The organism is Brakhagea baltica (assembly GCF_052161605.1).
GTDB lineage: Bacteria > Planctomycetota > Planctomycetia > Pirellulales > Pirellulaceae > JBKCUI01.
The window spans coordinates 1,062,323-1,082,592 of record NZ_CP197409.1 but is presented as its reverse complement, the minus strand read 5'-3'; the positions used below and the strand labels follow the sequence as shown (position 1 = coordinate 1,082,592).

The window sequence follows — 20,270 nt, the reverse complement described above, 5'->3', positions numbered from 1 at the left end:
GGAAGGGATTGGAGCGGAGTGTGGTCGCTGCTCCTACGCCCCTAGTTTAGTTAGTCCGCCAAGAATCCTCTACCACTAGATCAGATTCTTCCAACCCTAAGGCAGCAGCAGAACGCGAGATCTCCAGATATTGAGCTGGTTAAAAACATGAATAATCGGAATAGGCAAAACGGCAGGAGTGGCAATCGAGGAATCAACACACGAACAGCCCTGATTATCGTTGGTTTTCTCGCGATCTATGCCCTCTTCCAGCCACTAATAAACAACAAGCTTGGTTGGAGACTACCAGGTATTGCACAGATCGCTGAGCAATTACAATCCCAGGAGTCTAGAACCCGAGACGATACGAATGAGATCGCGGGCACCTCCCCAAAAAACAACGATTCCCAGGATAATCCTCAAACCAATGGTGGGCGGCTTGAGACTGGTCACGAGGAGGATGCGGCTGCCGCTGATTCGCCTACGAACTCTCGATCATCATCTGTCCAAAGTGCAGAAGATTTTCTGACTGAGCTTCCAAGAAACCGATTCCGCTCCCCCGCAGGACTTATTTACGGGCCTGGATCAGACGAGGGACATCGTTTAAAGCATATCGAAAGACATTTGGAGGACATCCCGAACCGACCAGGATCACATGGCGTCTTTGCAGGATCAATGGTTGATTTTTTAAAGAAAATCGACCAGGCTTATCTTGCCGCGCGGGGACGTGAAAAGGGAACCAGTGTCAGCGAAGATCAAGGTGCTATGATCTACGAGGCGAGCTTCCCCGAGGCGATCGGCTACCTCGGTGGTGAAGCTGGCAAGAGGCAACGCAACCCTAAATTGCAGCGCATGCGAATCGTCGTTCGTAACGGAGATGCTGTAATCACCGCGTTTCCCATCCGCTAAACGTTTAGTACCAATCAATTGAACCTCGAATTTAGATTGCTTGATTCCATGAGTGATTCCGTCCTCTACATCTCGGAGTGTCCCGTTTGCCAACAGGGATTAGTACGAATCCGAGCTGTAGTATCAAAGCAATTTTTGAGATCGGTATGCCAATGCGACGAATGCGATGCAGCATGGTCCGATCCGCAACTGACGGATCGATTGATGCGAGAGCATGTCGAGCAACTACACTCTAGTTGCGAATCATGGTATTGGGCTTCAAGAGAAGAGGCTTGCCTCCTAGGCTGGGCTGGCAGTCTTATATTCGTGAATGAGTCTCGTTAGAACTTAAGAGAGAACATGAAGAAAGCGATCCTAGTAAGTATCGACGGGCTCGGAACCAATATGGTTGGAACCTACGGGAACAGTCTTTGCCCAACCCCGAATATGAACGCACTTGCAGCTCGATCCATAGTCCTCGATCAGTGCTGGGCTGATTCCTCCAACTCGCTCGAGGTCTTAACCTCCCTATGGAGCGGCACTCACAAGCTCAATCGCGAGTCTGCCGATTACTCGGAGTGGATCCAATGGGTAGGGCAAGGACTGCTTGTCACCGACGACAAAAGAGTCCTGGAGTCTCCATCGGCCAACTTGTTCGAACGGGTGCTCCTGGTCGATCATCAAGATCTCGAGGACGAAACCGAGTTTGAGGAATTGCTCGAGGCAGCCATGGGAGCTTGGGTGGCGGAGTCGAACATGTTTTCCATGCTATGGATTCATTCACGCGGCCTGCGTGGGGTATGGGACGCCCCCTACGATTATCGACGCATCATGTGCGATGAAGACGACCCCGAGCCACCAACCGACGTGACCCCAATAACTTTTTCGGTGAACAAGTCTACCGATCCTGACGATGTGTTCGGAGTCGCTTGTGCAATAGTAGGCCAAGTGGTCGTGATCGATCAAGCACTTGGCGAGCTGTTGGGCACGTTGAAGGAATTGAATCTGACAAAAGACACTTTATTCGGACTCATCGGCGTCTCTGGTTATCCGCTGGGTGAACACGGCATGGTGGGAGGTGAGGCGGGACGACTCTACGCGGAAGCCTTGCAGAGCCCTTGTATCTTTCGTTTGGGAGACTCTCTGCCGGTTGGAATTCGCTTCCCAACGATCATGCAGCCAAATGAGATAGGAGACTGGATCGTAAAGTGGCTCAACTCCGACCCAAGCGAAGAATCCGAGGAATTGATCTTTGCATCGCTATGCGATGAAAGCATCGACACCATGGATCGTATCGGTGCAGCCATCGCGATAGCTGCCAACGAATGCTATGTGATTTCTCCTGCATGGTCTTGTCGAATCACAGAGGGGACCGCCAACACTCAGGGAGGCGCCGAACTTTTCGCCAAGCCCGATGATCGTTGGGAGCAAAACGAAGTTTCCATCCGAGCTACGGCGGTTGTTGAAAAAATGCACGCTCTTCGTGACAAACTCGTGCAGGCTCACACATCAGGCGAAGAACCTGGACCAGTTAATTGGCTAGACGAAGAGCTCATCAAACCGACCCGATAGCCGATTTCCTTTGATTCGTCTCAAATATCACCATACTTTTCATTTAACGACATTGCTCCAGAAACGCGATAAGATCCGCGAGCTCTGAGGGACTGAGTACGTTCTCCATTCCAGCAGGCATAATCGAGGTGGAGCTTGTCTTTCGCTCGGAGATTTCCGATTTGTCAACCGAGACCCGCTGATTCGCGTTAACGATCAATTCAATCCTGTAAGCATCTTCCACCGCAATGAGTCCTTGATAGGTCTCGTCGTTTTCGGTCAGGATGCTCGTTGTCTGATAACCTTGTTCAATACGCTGGCTTGGAAATAAAATGGCTTCGAGGAAATCACGTCGGTTTCGGGACTGTCCGATCCGTGTCAATTCTGGACCGATCGTTCCGCCAACATAAGCGATTTTGTGGCATTGAATGCACGCTGCTCGCTGACTTCTAAATAGATCTTGGCCTCTATAGGCATCTCCAGGTGGGAGCGATGCCAGTATCGCTTCGATTTTGGTAGCGGATTGGCTATCGAGTCGGTGCAACTCTTTGACAAACTCTTCCCACTTTGGACGCATGGATTCGGGCTGGGATTTGATGAGGCGTTTCCAATCCGATTCGGGGACCGTTTTTACAGCGGGTGCCTTTAATAACACCTCCATAAGTAAAGCAGACATTTCGGGAGTTTTCGCCACTTGACTGCCCATGAGACTGTCGAGAACCATCGTAAACTCCAATGTCCCAATTTCTGAAAGATGCTCAAGCCACACATTTAAGGCATGGCTGTCCCAGTCTATTTTTTTCAGCGATTTCAAGGCAATGCTTCGGGAGTCCTGCGATCCCGGTTGAGGGTGGAGAACATACGCGGCGATTTGGATTTGAACGGGTGAAGGAATTGCAACCGATCCTTGGGGCAACAACGAAATTGCATAGAGCCCTGCCGTGGAAAGATTCGGCTCCGTCGAATCCGCTTCCCATTTCGCAATGCCTTTCAAAACGTTCAGTAAGTCCACAGACTCGGAATTGATCGTTGTCTGATGGAGCAATTGAAGCCAGCGCACCAATTCGGTCTCGGAGTCTGTTAGTTCTTTCGCTGCGGATGTTGAGGCTTGAGACAGCGCGGGTTGTCGCTGTGAAACCAGCTCCCGCAAAAGCACCGCGAACCCAGCGTTCCAGCTTTTGGGGATTGTTTGATTCGAATATTTCGGAATGAGCGATTCCATGAGTTGCATTTTCGTTCGTTGCGGTACAGTTGTATCAACGCTGACATTGGCAACCCACTCGATGACTGCTGGGTGCTTGTAGGCAATCGATGCGATCTGAAGTGTCGGCGATTGGGAATGCTGCCCGAGTCTCTCAGGAAGAGCAAAATAGGCAGATGTCAGTTCCGAAGACTGAGCGATCGCTTCACACGCGAGACGGGCGAGTTCTGGGTGTGGGGAATGGGTCGCGGCGATCAAAGAGGGCAAGACCGACAAGTCGAGCGCGAGGATTTCTTTCAGTACTCGCAAGGCTGCGACAGACGGCAAGGCATTTGCTTCTTGCTTCAAAGCTACCGAGCTTAGAGATGCGTCGGATAGGTCGGATACGTCGCTAAGCTGCTGCGGAGTGGGTAATTGCTTGACCAAAAATGGGACGGCGGCGGATGCGACACTCTGATCCGATGAGATTTCCATCATAGCATACAGAAGAGCATGATCGAGCACCCGATCTATGTGGGGCGTATCTGCGTGCTTTGCTTCCAACTTCGTAGTTTGCGAGCGTTGCGGAATCGTATGTTCGCGTGTCCAGCGCTCTAGCAAGGCTTCTAGGACCGATACGTCTCCGATTCTGCCGAGAGCTTCGGCTGCAAGGCGAACGACCGTGGGATCGGTTGATTCCTTGAGAAGCGAGATCAACAGCGATTGGCAATCGGACCATTTATAGAGCGAAATGGTGTGCAACGCCGCGTATCGCAGAGGCGGTTGGGTTGAATGGAGGGCTTGCAGGACGAAATCGGGTGCGGCGCTGGGGGCCGTTTGATCGCTCAATGCAATAAATTTAGTGAGGGACCAAAAAACGGTCAGACGGCTCGCATCGCTAAGGTCAGTAGAGTTCCATAGGGAACGGACTTGATCCGGTATTTGGGGATCATTCGAAAACTCGGAAACGAGGATCGCATCTGCCCATTGGCGGACACGTCGATTGGTGTGAGTTAAACATTTCGCAGGTGTGTGCTGTAAGGTCTCGATCACGGAATCGTAGAGACTCGCGTAGGACCGGGCTGATAGGGGGGTTAAGCGATAGATTCCGCCAGTTGAAATTCGCTTTTCGTTTCCTGAACTGGGACAGCACAGATCGTACCATCCCCCTGTGTCGACAACGAGAAAACTGCCATTGATATCTTGAAGGATATCGACTGGGTGAAAGTCGAGTTGTTCCCCGATCACCAAATCCTGTCGCTCGGTTGTGAAACCGGCACCATCAGGAATCAATCGGTGTGATGAGACCCGTTGCAGATTGAATTCGGCGATGAAAGCATGTGAGTCAACTATTTCTATGCCAGCGGGTGCAGCCGGGCCCAATTCGGCAATCGGAGCAAAGAGGCTTCCTGTGCGAAGATGATTTTGCAACACAGCATGGTCCTTACCAAAAACTGCACCGTAGACAGCATGCCCCATTCCATCGCGCACGCCGGCACCTGGATGATGGAGAAACGTCGACACAAAGAATCGGTCTCCTGATTCGTGAAAAGCGACATCAACGAGATTATCCATACCACCGGTCATCAATCGTTCGGGGATATTTGGGATTGTCGTGTCGAAGGGGGCTCCAAATCGTTTGCGGTACAAATGGGACGCGCTGCTGGCTCCGTGAATTCGATTGGAAATCGGGAAGTCTTGTTCCGCAAACGCAGATTTGGACCAATAAATCCATCCATCGGGGCCCCAGAACGGACCGTGCAGATCATTTGCACAGTGCGTCAGCGTTTTTCCATCGTGCCAGACCGAACGCGAATCGTAAACTCCATCCTGATTGGTATCGGTCAAGATCAGGATTTCCGGTGGTGCAGCGACGAGTAAATGGTTTTTGTATACGAGAACACCTTCGGGAAACGGCATGTCCTCTGCGACAACTGTTCGTGTGTCGAGCACTCCATCGTGGTCGGAATCCGAAAGGCGGACGATTCGATGTGGGCGAGTAAGCAGTTGTTCTTGGACTGAGGATTTGACACCTGCAGATTCGGCTACAATGAGACTTCCATCGTGGTGCCACGTCGCAACAATCGGCCAGCGGGTCAGGTCTCGTGAGGCGACTTTTTCCCACTTGTAGTTCGGGTGTACTTGAAATTGAAAACCATCGATATCTACCGTTTGACGATCGGCGACCACGTGCCCCCCAGACGCCTGATTCGGATTGCCAGGCTCCTGAGCCCGAAGGAGCATCGATGCAGAGTCGCAAGCGATTACAAAGCAAAAGACAATGGCCATTAAGCTGGAGTGAACGCGAAGAAAACTCATGTGGGGATTTCGTCGAAGATTCGTAGATAAAACCATTAGAAGAATATCCGTGTTATGTTAAGCGAGCACTTTTTGGGGAGATTGGGACTTGGAACCAAAACTGTTGATTGGCGCATTATCAGCGACTCCCGTTCCCGTCCCCACCGGTATTTTAGTAGATTTTATGTCTTGGTAGTTGAGCCTACCAGTGAAAAGCCAGAACGTTCGTTTGGCCAACCCCATCTACCCAAAGAAGAAAACTTCGACAATTGGATGGCATCGATCACGGTTAAGTGTTGAATCGAGTATCCGTTCACGGCTTGGTAGCAGAATTAGTTGTGGGGATAACCGGGATACGGAAAATCGGATCGGCGGAGCGATCCGCGACAATGTCGCTGACCGCTCCGTCGGTCAGTTGCTAGAGTCGAATTAAACGTTTGCCGATTCTTGAGTCGAAGATGGAATTAGATAAGTACCGTGTGAACAGTTACTAGATCGACAGTATGCCGTAACGGCGTCTCTTCCAAGACTTGTTACGGCCTAACAAAATGCCCTAATAATACGAAGAACCTCCAAAGGAACCAAGAAAATGAATCAGCCGATTAGACGACGAAATGCCTTGCAGGTTATCGCTTCTAGCTGCGCGGCAGCTCAGGTAAACCTATGGAATTTGCCTGGCACACAAGGTTCGTCCTCTACGCAGGCTTCGTCTCCAACAGGAGGTGAGGGGAGCTTACTGAATTCTACCTCCTCGGTTATTTCCAACGAGAACTCGCTCGCGGGAGATACCACTTGGCTACCGAGTCATACTCGAATCGACCCGAAAACCAAGTTTCGTTGTCCTTGGGTAGAGGGCTATGCCTCCCACGCCAGTATTCAGCCTGGAGAGACGCTCGACCTGATGATCAGTACCGAACCAAAAGCACAAGTTCTGATCGATGTCTATCGAATGGGTTATTACAACGGGAGTGGAGGCCGGCGGGTCGCACAGCTCGGGCCAATTCCATGTACCCAGCAGCCCACGCCAGAAGCAGGAGAGTTGCGGTTAATGGATTGCGATTGGGAACCATCTGCTAAGCTTTTGATTGGCAAGGGTTGGGTGAGTGGCGTTTACGTTGCGAAGCTCACGGAGCTTAACGAACGACTTGAGAGCTATATTGTTTTCGTGGTTCGCGACGAAAGAAAAGCAGATTTAGTCTATCAAGCCAGTGATCATACTTGGCAAGCCTATAACCGGTGGCCCAGCCAATTTTCACTCTATGACGATGGACAGAATGAGTGGCATTGGGGCCGCAAGGCCATGGTCAGTTTCAATCGTCCGTACGGAAAGTATTGTCAGATACTTGACGCACCACTTTCGATTGGAACCGGAGAATTTTTTCTCTGGGAGTTTCCCTTTGTTTATTGGCTAGAACGAGAGGGCTACGACGTAACCTATGTGTCCAACACCGATACCCATCGCGACAAAGCTACAGCAGCCCGAGGAAAAGGATTTTTGAGCGTTGGGCATGACGAGTATTGGACCATCGAGATGTTTCGAAATGTCCAATCCGCGATTGCAAGTGGCGTAAGCGTTGGATTCTTCAGTGGCAATGCCGTTTGCGGGCGTGTCGCGTGGGAGGAATCCACCAGATCGATTCAGCGCGTTGGGGTCTTTGGGCCGCCGGGGGGAACGCACGAGTTCGAATCGATGAGTTCGTTACTACACGAAAGGCCTTATGCGAACGAATTGATTGGTGCACACAGTACTGGACCTGTGACGGGCGGAGCAGATTGGATTTGCACTCGACCGGACCACTGGTTGTACGAGAACACGGGCATGAAGTTGGGAGATCGTATCGAGGGTCTGATTGGGTGGGAGTACCATGGTGATCCTGCTCCCATTCCGGGCCTAGAGATCGTCGCAGAGGGGCCAACGCAATCGGCCCCTGGCAAGCTAAATGGAGGTCATTACACCGCAACCGTCTATCCCGGTCCGCAGGGGAACATTGTCTTCAATGCCTCTACTTGCTGGTGGGTTGACGGGCTGAGCGCCCCACCTGGTTATCAATCACCCAAGGTTTACACCGCCCCGCAAGGTGTTGACGCGAGAGTTCAGCGGATGACCAGAAATGTTTTGAATCGAATGATCCGCAGTTGACAGCAACCATTTTGCCCCCCATTATGCCAAGGATGAGCAGAATGGGGACATTGGCAAGCACCGGGATAAACTGGGTTGGCAGGATCGGCATCAGGCGTCGCGGGGCGGCATCGAAATGTTGTGTGGCCTCACCAATGCACTTCGGAACTCGGTGGATTGGACTACACCGCGAGAGATGGTAGGGCAATTAGGGACACAGCTTGTCTTTAAGATCCAGCGATTCTATCAGTTGACCATCGATCAAGTGCTACGTCTCTTGAATTTTAATCGATCAAGTGCTGTGTCCCTAGAATGCTCTCCGTTCCTAGCTTCGGGGGCAACGTGGACTCGGACTTTTTTTGGTTAGTCGACCCTTCGAAAATTCCATCTTGGTGCAAAAAGACAGTCAAGAAAAAAGGGATGGCACCACTTTCTGATGTCTTTGATGTTGCGTGATCAAAGTTAGGAGGGCTAAAAATCCCGAGTAGATAATCGATGCATTCCCGTTTAGGCTATGCTTTCCTCTCAAACCCTTGCTCACGCATTTGTTGCTCTTAGCTCTCTTTCAGATTGGATTGTTATGGTTGTCGAAAGCGTTTTGGCTTTAAATGAAGAGAATCTTATCGAACAGTGGAACTGGATTCTCGGATGTCTTCGAGAAGTATTGCAAGAGTCAGGTGATGGCGACTTGGCTGAGTTGCTGCCTCTGCTGGGAGATGCGGCCGTACCTTGTCAGATCACTCAGGATTCTGTTCATTTAACCCAAGCTTATTCGATCGCATTCCAATTGCTCAGCATGGCGGAGCAGAATGCAGCAGATCAGTTTCGCAAAGGGGTAGAGCGACGCTCGGGTGCGGACGCGTTGCCAGCACTCTGGGGGGATTCCCTTCGCCAACTCAAAGAGAGTGGCCTTTCTTCGGCACAGATTGCTCGCGAATTACCGAAGATGCGCGTCGAACTCGTGCTCACAGCACACCCCACCGAGGCCAAACGTGCGACCGTACTGGCTCATCACCGACGCCTGTTCGAACGTTTTCAGCAACGAAGCGCTCTGTCACAACCTGCTCACGATCGCGTTGACCCGGTAAGCGAAGAGATCAATTACGCCGTTCATGCTATCCTGGCGATTTTATGGCGTACCGGCGAGATTTATCTGGACAAACCCGATATCCAATCCGAACGTCGCAACGTATTAGATTATTTGACGCATGTCTTTCCCTCGGTGTTACGCCCCTTGGATCAGCGATTGCGTCGCGCTTGGAGCGATGTTGGTTTAGACCCAAAGGTTTTCGACGACCCACTGGTATTTCCAAAGTTGACGTTTGGCACCTGGGTGGGTGGGGATCGCGATGGGCATCCATTGGTGACTGCGGATGTTACCCGACAAAGTTTGTTGGAAATGCGGAAGAGTGCGATCGGGCTGATCCATCGTCAGTTATTGCAACTGGCGAGGCAACTCAGTCTTTCCGCCTACTGGCAAAAGCCAAATCCGGAATTTTTGCAGGCCCTCGCTTTAGCTGCGAATCGAACTGGATCTGAGGGGAAGAAGTCTCTGGATCGCAACCCCAATGAACCGTGGAGACAGTTCATCAACACCATGATTGCCAGGCTCCCGAAGCATGGTTCGGCTGGTGACACTATCGTTAAGGAAGAGGCACCGACCTATCAGCGTTCCCTTGAGCTGCTAAATGATCTGCGCATCTTATACGACAGCTTGATTGCATGTGGGCAAAAGCATGCAGCCGAATACTCCGTCCAGCCGTTGATGCGAGTTGTGCAAACGTTTGGTTTTCACCTAGCTGTGCTGGATGTGCGTCAGAATAGCGACTTTCACGATCGCGCTGTTGAGCAGTTGCTGAGCGCCGCAGGCTTCGATAGAACTAACTTTTCGCAGTGGAGTGAAATCGAGAGATTGGATTTTCTGACGAAAGAGTTGGCTTCCAAACGCCCTTTTGCAAGACCGGGCGTTTCTCTCGGTGTAGAAGCCGATGCTGTACTATCCTCGCTGCACGTACTTAAGGAGTTTCGTGTTGCGCATGGTCAAGATGGGTTGGGCGCATTAATCGTCAGCATGACTCGCAATGTCTCAGACTTGCTCGTGGTTTATTTGCTGGCCAGGGAAGTTGGTTTGGTGGAAGATACGCCAGAGGGATTGCTATGTCCTCTGCCAGTCGTTCCTCTTTTCGAAACGGTCGATGATTTGCAGAATAGTCCCGGTATTTATGATCAATTTTTGCAGCACCCTGTTACCCAACGCAGCTTGAACGCGATCCAGAAGCATAATGGGGAAGCGAGTCCGGTCGGACAAGTCATGATTGGCTATAGCGATAGCAATAAAGATGGCGGTATTTTGGCCAGTTTGGTCCATTTGCGATGTGCCCAAAAGGCACTTTTTGAGGTGGGTAGAAAGAATGGTGTTCGAGCTCGCTTCTTTCATGGTCGTGGAGGGACGATTAGCCGAGGCGCTGGGCCTACCCATCGATTTATCAAGTCATTGCCGGATGATACGCTAGGTGGTGATCTGCGCGTAACCGAGCAAGGAGAAACCATTCCGCAGAAGTACGCTCACCAGTCCACGGCAATCTACAACTTGGAATTGTTCCTAGCGGGAGTAACGCGAAAGACGTTGTGGGATATAGAGCACGATGAAGCTGAACATCCGCTCGAAGGAACGTTGACACAGTTAGCTGAGTGGGCTCGGGAGTGCTACACCTCGCTTTTGCACTCCGATGGTTTTGTAACATTCTTTAGGCAAGCAACGCCGATCGACGCCATCGAACAAAGCCGAATTGGTTCTCGTCCATCGAGGCGAACGGGGCAGCAAACGCTGGCGGACTTGCGAGCGATCCCATGGGTCTTTAGTTGGGGGCAAGCCAGATTTTTTCTCTCTGGCTGGTATGGAGTCGGGACGGCGTTGAACCAATTGCAACAAAACAACCCTGAACAGTTCGGCGAGCTATTTAGGACGATGTCTCAGTGGGCACCGCTCCATTACCTCATCAGTAATGTTGCAACGAGTCTCGCTGCAACTGATCTGGAGATCATGAGAGCCTATGCTGGCATGGTTGAGGATGCAGATTTGCGAATTCGATGCATGGATAAGATCGAATCGGAGTTGGCATTGACCAGTCGTATGGTTGAAGCAATCTACGGGGGATCTTTAGCACAGCGCAGGCCCAACGTTCAACGCATGATGAACTTGCGTGCTTCGGGGCTTCGCGTGCTTCACAAGCAGCAGATTGGTTTGCTCACAATGTGGCGGAGTTATCATCGCATGCAAGCCACCAACGAAGCAGATAATCTTATTCCCCAGTTGTTGCTAACTGTAAACGCCATCGCCAGCGGATTGGGAACGACAGGCTAAGCAGAGCGATTGCATTGGTGCGCAAGCAAAAAGGCAATAGCTTCGATTTGCTAGCGAAGAAGTGCAGCGAACGGGGGGCTAGATTTTTGCTGTGATTGCCCTAGCCTCCGGGTTCGATGTTTTACTAATGTCTGCACTAAAGGATACTTCGCTTTCGATTCCAACTATCGTTCTGGAATGTGCATGACTGCTTTCTCAACCAAGAATGGTGTTAAGACTAGGTTTCAGCACGGGATCTTACTCGGCTGTTTTCTCGTTTGCACTGGTTGTGCCGACGGTCCACTCTACCAGATGAAGAAACTAAATCCCTGGATTGTGAAGCAATGGAACGAAGATAAGAAACGAGCAGAAGTTTTCGACGACAGAATCAAACAGTTCGATTTGCTCAAAGCACAAATTGCCAGCTACACGCCGGACGAACAAGCTCGCTTCATCAATACGTTGACCCAATCCTCGATCGATGACACTTCTCCCGAGATTCGTCGACGAGTTGCCATGGTCTTAGAAGAGGTCCCGAACGACCCGAGAGCAATTGAGGGACTGGCTAAGTTGTCGAGGGACGGTAACGAGAAGGTTCGAATGGCAGTTGCGAAATCTCTCAGTAAGAGTGACAACTCACTTTCAACTCAAACGCTGATCACAATGGCATCGAGCGATAAAAGCCAGGCCGTTAAGTTGCTGGCTATTGAATCTCTCGGGCATCACACGGACGATGAAGTCAAAACGTTCCTCGCCAGTCAACTCAACGATCGCTCTCCCGCCATTCAATCCTCCGCGACGGTTGCATTAAAACACCACACCGGTGTCGATTTTCGAGGCGACGTTGCAAAGTGGAAACAATATATGAATGGCGATGATATTCAGCCAGAAGCACCTAGCTTGGCCAGCCAGTTCCTCTCTATTTGGCGTTAGTATTGCCACGCGTCTGAAGCACTAAACGGATTCTAGCTTTCATTCTTCCACACTTGGTCGCCTCCCATGCTCAAGTACTTGCTGACGATCTTGCCGATTATTGGGATACTTTCATCCGCTTCAGGTCTTGCGCAGGAAATTGCAGCCATCAGGCCAGGCGTACAAGCTCCTCGCCTTGAAGTAAGTCGTTGGATCTCTACAGGCGGCGATCAATCAAATGTTCCCACAGGAATTGTGAATGGGAAAGTCAACGTCATCGAATTTTGGAGCACCACATGCACCGAGGCTGACCCAAGCTTCCTGCACTTAGTGGCCCTTCAACACACCTTTCGCGAGCAAGATGTAAGATTCACTTTCGTAAGCCACGAGCCTCCAGCGACGATTAGTACTTTCCTAAGGGAAACAGTTAAAACGCCAGACCAGCAAACCATAAGCTACGGTCGGCTAGCCCACAAACTTGTCATTGGTTCCGCCCAGAATAGCTCCCCGCAGCGGGCTTACTTGGGGAAAAAATTCGATAACCATTTGCCGTGGGCATTCATCGTTGGGCGGGAGGGAAAAGTGGAATGGGATGGTCATCCTAGCGAGCTCGATACCATTTTAGAAGCAGTCGTTCTGGGCCGTTGGGATCGTGAAAAAATGGAGCGAGAACAGCGTTTAGTGGAAGAGGTGCAAGCCTCAATAGCTCGACTGACCAAAGCCAAGAATTGGGACGGGGCCATTAACGAGATTGATCGCTTCCTTGCAATGTCAGACGAGCCTCGGATAACCTACGGGTTGCTCAAGAGTAAGCTAGAGATTTTTTCCCGATCAGGTAAACACGCAACTGAGTTTGCGGTCGTGGTTCAACAGCTCTTCGCAATTTGCGAGGAGGAGCCCCTATTCGTACACGATGTTTCCGCTACGGTTTATCAACTCGCCCTACGAGGACATATCAAGGACGGTAAGGTAATTCTGCTAGCTTGCGATGCATTGGAGCGGGCCATCTTGCTAGTTCAAGACGGGTCGACAGAATCTGGACTGCTCCATACACTAGCGAAACTCGAGGGATTGATGGGGAAAACCGAACAAGCTATCGTCCACCAGACGCGAGCCATTGAGCTAGCTGGTGAAGCACAAAAGCCCACGATGATAGCTTTTCTAATCGAGCTTAAAAGATTACCTGCTGTTCAAAGATAGAGCCATGTCACTTCCGATTGCCGTATTGATCTCTGGAGGTGGAACCACTTTAAAGAATCTCATTGATCGGCGAAATGCGAAGCAATTGGATGTGGACTTCCGCCTGGTCGTTAGCTCACGCGCTGACGCCCCTGGGTTGAACTATGCTGCCGCAGAGAAGATCGCCTCAATCGTGGTCACAAAAAAAAGAGGGGACGATCCCACCCTTCACTCGGAAGCCGTTTTTACACCGATCAGACAGTCTGGTGCTAAACTTGTTATCATGGCGGGCTATCTACAGCATGTGTTGATCCCAAAAGATTTTGAGAATCGCGTCATCAACATCCATCCTTCTTTGATTCCTTCCTTCTGCGGTCATGGAATGTACGGAATAAAGGTTCACGAAGCAGCGATTAAGTTCGGTGTGAAGATCTCGGGATGCACGGTTCATTTCGTGGATAACGAGTACGATCATGGACCAATTATCTTGCAAAAAGCCTGCGATGTTTTTGACACGGATACTCCGGCTGACCTGCAGAGAAGGGTCTTCCAACTAGAATGCGACGCTCTACCGCAAGCCATCACGAAACTCGAGAATCGGTTCGTATAAACTCGTAAGCAGATTTGCGACCAGCGAATTCCACTGAGGAATCGCGATTATCATCTTTTTATGCGAATCCCAATCCACTCCTTCGTTAGCTTACCGATTTGATCCATTGCATAAGGACTCGGGAGAAACATCTCCATGGTAACGGGCTGATCATCGGGACCGCTCCAGAAGTTAGCCGGAATGGGATCGAGCTCTAGCCCTGCCTGATTAGCTAACGTCATGGCTCGCGGCATGTGAAAAGCGCTCGTTACTAGTCCGCAACGTTTTCCTTGCCACAAGTCTTTTCGTTCTGCCAAGCCTGCCATCTCTGCCGACGTGTTTTGCCCTGAAATCTGCTCGATATCGTTTTCTGGAATGCCCAAATCCATCCAAATCTGTTTGGTCTGTTCACTAGGACCGTCGCCTTGTTGTAGCTCACCCAGCAGTGAGCCCACGAGTTCGAGGTTGCTCCCGGTCGTCACGAGCTTCTTCGCAAGCCCTCGCTTATATAGGCGAGCTGAGAATGCGATCCGATCTCCCGCATCGTTCAACTGTGGATCTTTCGCCGGTCGAGATGAACAGCCGCCACCTAGCACAATGACGACATCGTATGGCTCGAATTCGTCAAGTGTTTGGATTGGGTATTGATGCTCCCATTTCGCCACGACCGAGTTTACGACATACGGAGCAGAGCAAGCCCAAAGGAACAGTCCTAACGAAAACAACCCGCGAAACAATCCCTTCTCGCCTCGTCCTCTAGCAACGAGCGCAGCAGTTAAGATACAAAACCAAACCAGGAAAAGTGGATTCACCATGGCGGTCATCGCTTTTTCCATGCCCGTTTTTCCCGTGAAACGGTAGGCCAATAGGATAGGCAAGGCGACTGTGAAGGAACTGCACAGAAAACCTGAGCCTATCCAATCAAAAAGACTGGCACTTGGTTCTTTTATTGGTTCTCGATTCATTTAGCTCTTTTGGGTTTCGTAATAGGTTTTATTTGTTGGCTAAGGGAATGATACCTTGCCAATTCGCAGGTGGTGTTCGACCGTGCTGAGCGATAAACACCGTGAGAAAATCTTTGACGCGATCTTCGGCTGGCACACGATGAAGCAACCGGAACGCAGCGTCCCAATCTCCGGTTTGCAAACACTCGAGGGCTTGTTCGTACGCTTGGATATGTTCATCCGAAAGCAATACTCCTTCGCCAGCAGGTGGCAACAACTCGCTAACGGTTAGAGGGGTTGTAAAGCCGTAAGGAATGACTCTAGCAACTTTTCGAATTCGAAAGGAACGATGGTTGCCGTTCGCGAGTTTCTTAGCTGTCGCCTCGTCGATCAAAATCGGTGCTTGGAGTTGTTTGGTCATACTCTCCAATCGAGATGCCAAATTGACCACCGGCCCAAACACGGTAACTTTAACTTGGTCAACTGTTCCGATACGTCCCGCGACTGCTCGACCGGTTGCTAACCCCAAGCCAGCTCGGAAACCAAACAGTGGATGATCCTTGCGCTGCGAGGCTGCTTCAAACTCCGCTCGGATGGCGAGAGCCGCTTCGGCCGCTTGGTATACAGCGTCTGATTGTCCGAGCGGCCAACCCCAAAAACCCATGGCCGCGTCCCCATGAAAATCCCCCACCACTCCATGGGTTGCCAGTATGTGGTGCGTCATGACTCCAAGAGCATCGCTGACTCGTTGTAACAATTCGAGCAAGCGATCGCTTGACTCTTCGCTTCGACGAGAGAAACCTCGCAAATCACAGAATAGAACGGAAACGTCGGTTTCTCTAGGGGCGAGCACTTGGTCTGGATCCGCCGTCGCAAGGGCCTTCTGAACGACGGGAGCGAAGAATGGTCGCAAAGAATCTTGTCGTCGTAGAAGTAAACGGGTCTGTCGCAGCGAGCTAATGGTGGTCGCAGTTAGTTCTGCAAACTTCAGCTCGTCGTGAAGCCCATGTTCGACCTCCAAGGTGGAGTTTTTACCTTGCGGCATATCTTCGATCCCGGAAAAATCGCCAGCGACGTAGATCGCCCAGCCAGGACATGCTTCCCCTAGAATCGGAGTGCAAAAAGCCCAATCGACGTTTTCACTCTGCGTGAACGAGGATTTCGACATGTACTGATTTCGGTTCCAAATATTTAGTACACTTTGTTGGGTTTTAAGTGCTTGCTGAATCAATCGAGCTGAGGGAGCGAACGGTTCGCTAAGAGTGCTGCGAGAATCCCAATGCAACACTCGAATACCAGGTTCGCCAGAGGGGCGTGGCAGGACACTCAAAGAATCTGTCATTGAGTCCCTGATAATGTAGTCGTCCGAATCACACTGCATTGCCGGATCGGCGACCACGGCGACTAAAGCGGCTCGCGGTATCCCCTGCATAAGCATGCTCACCACTCTTACACACATTTCATCATCCGATCGGCTACCAGAGATAATCTCGGGTAATCGACTTAACGCTTCGATGCGCCGATCAGCATCTCGGTATCGATATTGCCTAAGTTGGGCTGGTGCAAAGGTTAGTTCGGTCATTGCCGGGGGAGCATCACCCGGTGAAACCATCCGAATACGATGATCGACTAGACTGAAGGTTGTTTGACCAATGACAAAATGTTCGCCAATACCTATTTCAAAGTCATCGCGGCGAAGCCCCTTGAAGAAGACAGGATTTCGAGCTTCTACGAGACGGTTTATGGAAAGTTTTGCGCCATTCCAAGTTAGCTTGACATGGCTGCGGGAAATTCGATCATCCCAGGGGACAGACCACCCCACCGCAGCACGTCCTAGGACGATGACAGCGGTTGATGTGACGTCAGCTTGTGGCAATGACCTTCGCCACCGATCTGTAGTCGAAGGGCCTTGAGCGATTAAATCCGGCATCGTTCCATCCTAGGGAAGACAGCAGTTTCGTGCGACATTACAAAATACGATTTCCGAGTATAATTGATGATCGGACTAATTTGATCTCGAACATCACTACTAATATGGATTCAGAACAACCCGCCCTTGATACTTTCGAGACCGAGCTGATGCTGCGAATCGACGAGGTTTTGAGCCATGTCTGGATGGTAAGGACCTTTTTGAAACACTCTGACGAAGCCTCTGAGGACGAGGAATTGGCGGAGGTCCATCGCGAACTTTATGATTTCATGCTAGCTTTAGGGCCATCGGTTGACTCTGGAGATGCGAGAAAGTATTTGCACCTAGCCCGCAAGAAGTTTTCCAAACTACGTCGAGCGGCCGAGCATTTCGCAGAGATACAGCCTGAGGTTTCCGGTCACATGAATTTCAAAATGGCTTCCAAATCGCTCGGGATTGCTGTGGCCAGAATTGGTCAGCTTTTGAATTCGGAGCAGGCTGCATCGAATGATTCTGAGTAAGGCTCCGAGCATAAAAGACTAAAGGTTAACGCTGTGAAGACTGAGTTTGAATACATAGGCCCCTACAAAATCGTTCGAGTTCTCGGACAGGGGGGGATGGGAACGGTCTATCACGGCGTCCATACTAGGTCGGGAGATCCCGTTGCCGTAAAGATTATCGCCCCAGCCTTGGCTCAGCATCAACGGTTCCGGAGACGGTTTGACGCGGAAATCCAGACCTTGCTCAAACTCAAACATCCAAATATTGTTCAGCTAATCGGGTCTGGCGAAGAAAAGGGAATGCTCTTCTATTCGATGGAGTACGTCGACGGAGAGAATCTGCAACAGCAATTGCGACGAGAAAAGCGGCTCGATTGGCGACGCGTCATCGAGATTGGCATAGAGACTAGTTCCGCACTCAAGCATGCACATGACTTTGGAATCATCCATCGGGATTTGAAACCAGCGAACCTCATGATCGATAGCAACGGCCGCGTGAAGCTGACCGATTTTGGTATCGCCAAGCTTTTCGGCGCTGCGGACGCAACAGTCGAAGGCTCCATCCTCGGAACCGCCGATTTTATGGCTCCCGAACAAGCAGAAGGAAAGCCAGTTTCGATTCGAAGCGATCTATATGCATTGGGGAGCGTTTGCTACGCAGCTCTTACAGGGCGAGCTCCTTTTCAAGGCAAGACGGTGCCGGAAGTTCTTTTCAACGTGAGATACGGAAACGTGATACCTATTCGGGATATCGTACCCGATACGCCTAGTGAGTTATGTGAGCTTGTAGAAGAGTTGCTGACCAAGGATCCGTCTCGACGCCCCCCGACCGGCCTAGTGGTGGGTAATCGCTTTCAATCGCTGAAAATGGGACTCGCACAGCGAACACAAATCACCGAAGGCCCCGATGCAAGCCGACTCAAAGAGCTTACCAGTATCGACATCGACCCCGAGATTTTGAATGATCCTCGCGTAAAGCAAGAGCAAACGGTCGTCGTTTCCGATCGAACCCACTTGAAAGATCCCAAAGCAGTGGAAAAAGGTACTGCTACTCGACCGGATCTCCCCTCCCGCGCTGGACCAAACGAAAAAACAGTTGCGGCTGAAACCGGCCAAGGTCGAGATTCTATGCAGGATTTGAATCCCGATCGTCCAAGCGGAATCGAGCACATGGGGAAAACCAACTTCAAGGAGTTCGAGGAAGAAGATCGTCGACAGGTTGTCTTTACAAGCAGTGAGCCTCACGAACATCACGGATGGGCTCAATGGATTCCCATTGCCATACTGGGCATCGCGTTACTAGGTTGCATCGGAGCCATTGCGTGGATGTTGCGTGCCCCATCAGCGAACACCCTTTACGGCGAGGTTGCTGAGGCGATTGCAAGTAACGACGAGGAAGTGTGGCTATCCGCAGAGTTGGCGGCACAACGGTTTCGCGAATTGTACCCAACGGATCCACGAATTGCCGATGTCGAAGCCACTCTCGAAGAAATCGAGTCCATTCAAGCCATTCGGGCCTTGCAACGCAGAGCGCGTCGGGGAACTGCCGATCAACTGTCGCCTATCCAACAAGCGTACTTGGAGTGTGTTGAGTCTCAATCTATTGATGCAGGAACAGCGATTCGCAAATACCAAGCATTCTTAACTATGTTCGCAGGAGAAGCTGAGAACGACAAATTATCCAAACAGCTAATCGTACAAGCGAAGCGTTCCCTATCCATCCTCGCCCAACAACGTGACACCAAGAAGAACGAGGCCTTGGAAGCACTCGAAAAGCAAGCAGAGTGGGTCAGTGCCAATCTGTCCCCGGATCGGCGGCGAAAATGGTTCGCGGCCTTGATCGAACTCTTCCAGGACAAGGCTTGGGCGAAACAGTTGATCGAGCGAGCCAAGAAGGAGTTGACATCAGAGGAAACTACGTCAGAGTGACATTCCGGCAATTGTGGCCGCCCGTTTTTTCGCTATCAGCACCTTTATTCTCTAAAGCATGACGATTGTATCTGTTAACAAGCTTACCAAACGTTACGGAGATTTTCTCGCGCTGAATGAATGCTCACTGGAGGTCCCTAAAGGATCTGTTTTCGGTTTGCTCGGTCCCAACGGAGCTGGGAAAACAACCCTCATACGAAGCTTGTTGGGATACATTAAACCCACATCCGGGAAAGCTGTGATCGATGGTTTTGATTGTATCCGTGAGTCACTAAAAGTCCGCGAAAGAACCAGCTATTTACCTGCCGAGACCAAACTGTTCCGGACGATGCGAGGTGTCGATTGCATCGAGTTTTTTTCAAGCATTCACCCACATGGGGATTTCGAACGTGCCAAGAAGATCGCCCAACGACTCCAGCTGGATTGGTCTCGGCGTGTTGCATTTATGTCGACCGGTATGAGGCAGAAATTAGCAATCAGTTGCGTTATGAGTTGCACGACCAGCGTGATTATTCTCGATGAACCCACCGCGAACCTCGATCCCAATGTCCGTGCCGAGATCCTGGTATTGGTAAAAGAAGCACAGGCCTCCGGGGCGACGGTTATTTTTTGTTCACACGTCTTAAGCGAGATTGAAGAGATATGCGATCGAGCTGCCATACTCCGACGAGGCGAAGCCGTCGAAACCATCGACATCAAATCGATGAAGGCAGTTCATAGGGTGCGCGGAGTCCTGAAGACTGCATCCTTTGATCTTACCGATCACGAGGCTGCTCGCAATGTGGTAAGAAGAGGGAATCTCGTTGAGTTTGAACTGGACGGGGATTTTTCGAAACATCTTCAACTGTTGCAATCCATCCCTTTGGATAATGTGGTGGTAGAGTCAGTCGGTCTGAGAACATTGTACGACCGCATCCACACCGATAGCGTTGCGTTGTAGTGGCTAATCT

14 protein-coding genes are annotated in these 20,270 nt (G+C 50.9%); 11 read left to right on the top strand and 3 right to left on the bottom strand.

Annotated elements, in window-relative coordinates; all coding sequences use genetic code 11:
- Positions 1–147 precede the first annotated feature (147 nt).
- Genes SH449x_RS04255 through SH449x_RS04245 form a run of 3 tightly spaced genes read left to right on the top strand, consistent with a single transcriptional unit; the run spans position 148 to position 2,439 of the window.
- The gene (locus SH449x_RS04255; RefSeq protein ID WP_482380078.1) at positions 148–888 is read left to right on the top strand and encodes a hypothetical protein; all 741 of its coding nucleotides are present in this window, start codon (positions 148–150) and stop codon (positions 886–888) included.
- 48 nt (positions 889–936) lie between these two features.
- A complete protein-coding gene (locus SH449x_RS04250) occupies positions 937–1,212 on the top strand; it encodes a hypothetical protein (protein ID WP_482380077.1) in 276 nt (91 codons plus the stop codon).
- A 15-nt stretch (positions 1,213–1,227) separates the two neighbouring features.
- A complete protein-coding gene (locus tag SH449x_RS04245) occupies positions 1,228–2,439 on the top strand; it encodes an alkaline phosphatase family protein (RefSeq protein ID WP_482380076.1) in 1,212 nt (403 codons plus the stop codon).
- A gap of 43 nt (positions 2,440–2,482) precedes the next feature.
- Here the strand turns inward: SH449x_RS04245 and SH449x_RS04240 are convergent, their stop codons facing one another.
- Positions 2,483–5,917: a DUF7133 domain-containing protein gene (locus SH449x_RS04240; protein ID WP_482380075.1), complete on the bottom strand. Its 3,435-nt coding sequence runs from the start codon at positions 5,915–5,917 to the stop codon at positions 2,483–2,485.
- A gap of 568 nt (positions 5,918–6,485) precedes the next feature.
- Between SH449x_RS04240 and SH449x_RS04235 the strand changes: the two genes are divergently transcribed.
- From SH449x_RS04235 to purN, 5 genes are all read left to right on the top strand, one after another.
- Complete coding sequence (locus tag SH449x_RS04235; protein WP_482380074.1) at positions 6,486–8,036, top strand: N,N-dimethylformamidase beta subunit family domain-containing protein; 1,551 nt, start codon at positions 6,486–6,488, stop codon at positions 8,034–8,036.
- A 559-nt stretch (positions 8,037–8,595) separates the two neighbouring features.
- Positions 8,596–11,379: a phosphoenolpyruvate carboxylase gene (locus SH449x_RS04230; protein ID WP_482380073.1), complete on the top strand. Its 2,784-nt coding sequence runs from the start codon at positions 8,596–8,598 to the stop codon at positions 11,377–11,379.
- Positions 11,380–11,562: 183 nt separating this feature from the next.
- Entirely contained in the window at positions 11,563–12,291 is a 729-nt protein-coding gene (locus SH449x_RS04225) for a HEAT repeat domain-containing protein (RefSeq protein WP_482380072.1), read from the top strand.
- Between the two features lie 66 nt (positions 12,292–12,357).
- A complete protein-coding gene (locus tag SH449x_RS04220) occupies positions 12,358–13,470 on the top strand; it encodes a hypothetical protein (protein WP_482380071.1) in 1,113 nt (370 codons plus the stop codon).
- 4 nt (positions 13,471–13,474) lie between these two features.
- Positions 13,475–14,059: a phosphoribosylglycinamide formyltransferase gene (gene purN, locus SH449x_RS04215; RefSeq protein WP_482380070.1), complete on the top strand. Its 585-nt coding sequence runs from the start codon at positions 13,475–13,477 to the stop codon at positions 14,057–14,059.
- A 50-nt stretch (positions 14,060–14,109) separates the two neighbouring features.
- On the opposite strand, the gene SH449x_RS04210 is transcribed toward purN, so the two are convergent.
- The gene (locus tag SH449x_RS04210) at positions 14,110–15,003 is read right to left on the bottom strand and encodes a YdcF family protein (protein ID WP_482380069.1); all 894 of its coding nucleotides are present in this window, start codon (positions 15,001–15,003) and stop codon (positions 14,110–14,112) included.
- 28 nt (positions 15,004–15,031) lie between these two features.
- Entirely contained in the window at positions 15,032–16,912 is a 1,881-nt protein-coding gene (locus SH449x_RS04205) for an adenylate/guanylate cyclase domain-containing protein (protein ID WP_482380068.1), read from the bottom strand.
- Between the two features lie 104 nt (positions 16,913–17,016).
- Here SH449x_RS04205 and SH449x_RS04200 point away from each other — a divergent pair, with 104 nt between their 5' ends.
- Genes SH449x_RS04200 through SH449x_RS04190 form a run of 3 tightly spaced genes read left to right on the top strand, consistent with a single transcriptional unit; the run spans position 17,017 to position 20,260 of the window.
- Entirely contained in the window at positions 17,017–17,412 is a 396-nt protein-coding gene (locus SH449x_RS04200; protein WP_482380067.1) for an amidohydrolase, read from the top strand.
- A gap of 33 nt (positions 17,413–17,445) precedes the next feature.
- Positions 17,446–19,320, top strand: coding sequence for a serine/threonine-protein kinase (locus SH449x_RS04195; protein ID WP_482380066.1), 1,875 nt, complete (start codon positions 17,446–17,448; stop codon positions 19,318–19,320).
- A gap of 58 nt (positions 19,321–19,378) precedes the next feature.
- Complete coding sequence (locus SH449x_RS04190; RefSeq protein ID WP_482380065.1) at positions 19,379–20,260, top strand: ABC transporter ATP-binding protein; 882 nt, start codon at positions 19,379–19,381, stop codon at positions 20,258–20,260.
- Positions 20,261–20,270: the final 10 nt, after the last annotated feature.

What these genes read in the sequence shown, in the direction of transcription:
- SH449x_RS04255 (WP_482380078.1), top strand. Translation starts at nt 148, where the DNA reads ATGAATAATCGGAATAGGCAAAACGGCAGGAGTGGCAATCGAGGAATC.
- SH449x_RS04230 (WP_482380073.1), top strand. Translation starts at nt 8,596, where the DNA reads ATGGTTGTCGAAAGCGTTTTGGCTTTAAATGAAGAGAATCTTATCGAA.
- SH449x_RS04200 (WP_482380067.1), top strand. Translation starts at nt 17,017, where the DNA reads ATGGATTCAGAACAACCCGCCCTTGATACTTTCGAGACCGAGCTGATG.
- SH449x_RS04240 (WP_482380075.1), bottom strand. Translation starts at nt 5,917, where the DNA reads ATGAGTTTTCTTCGCGTTCACTCCAGCTTAATGGCCATTGTCTTTTGC.
- purN (WP_482380070.1), top strand. Translation starts at nt 13,475, where the DNA reads ATGTCACTTCCGATTGCCGTATTGATCTCTGGAGGTGGAACCACTTTA.
- SH449x_RS04235 (WP_482380074.1), top strand. Translation starts at nt 6,486, where the DNA reads ATGAATCAGCCGATTAGACGACGAAATGCCTTGCAGGTTATCGCTTCT.
- SH449x_RS04205 (WP_482380068.1), bottom strand. Translation starts at nt 16,912, where the DNA reads ATGCCGGATTTAATCGCTCAAGGCCCTTCGACTACAGATCGGTGGCGA.
- SH449x_RS04245 (WP_482380076.1), top strand. Translation starts at nt 1,228, where the DNA reads ATGAAGAAAGCGATCCTAGTAAGTATCGACGGGCTCGGAACCAATATG.
- SH449x_RS04190 (WP_482380065.1), top strand. Translation starts at nt 19,379, where the DNA reads ATGACGATTGTATCTGTTAACAAGCTTACCAAACGTTACGGAGATTTT.
- SH449x_RS04250 (WP_482380077.1), top strand. Translation starts at nt 937, where the DNA reads ATGAGTGATTCCGTCCTCTACATCTCGGAGTGTCCCGTTTGCCAACAG.
- SH449x_RS04225 (WP_482380072.1), top strand. Translation starts at nt 11,563, where the DNA reads ATGACTGCTTTCTCAACCAAGAATGGTGTTAAGACTAGGTTTCAGCAC.
- SH449x_RS04210 (WP_482380069.1), bottom strand. Translation starts at nt 15,003, where the DNA reads ATGAATCGAGAACCAATAAAAGAACCAAGTGCCAGTCTTTTTGATTGG.
- SH449x_RS04220 (WP_482380071.1), top strand. Translation starts at nt 12,358, where the DNA reads ATGCTCAAGTACTTGCTGACGATCTTGCCGATTATTGGGATACTTTCA.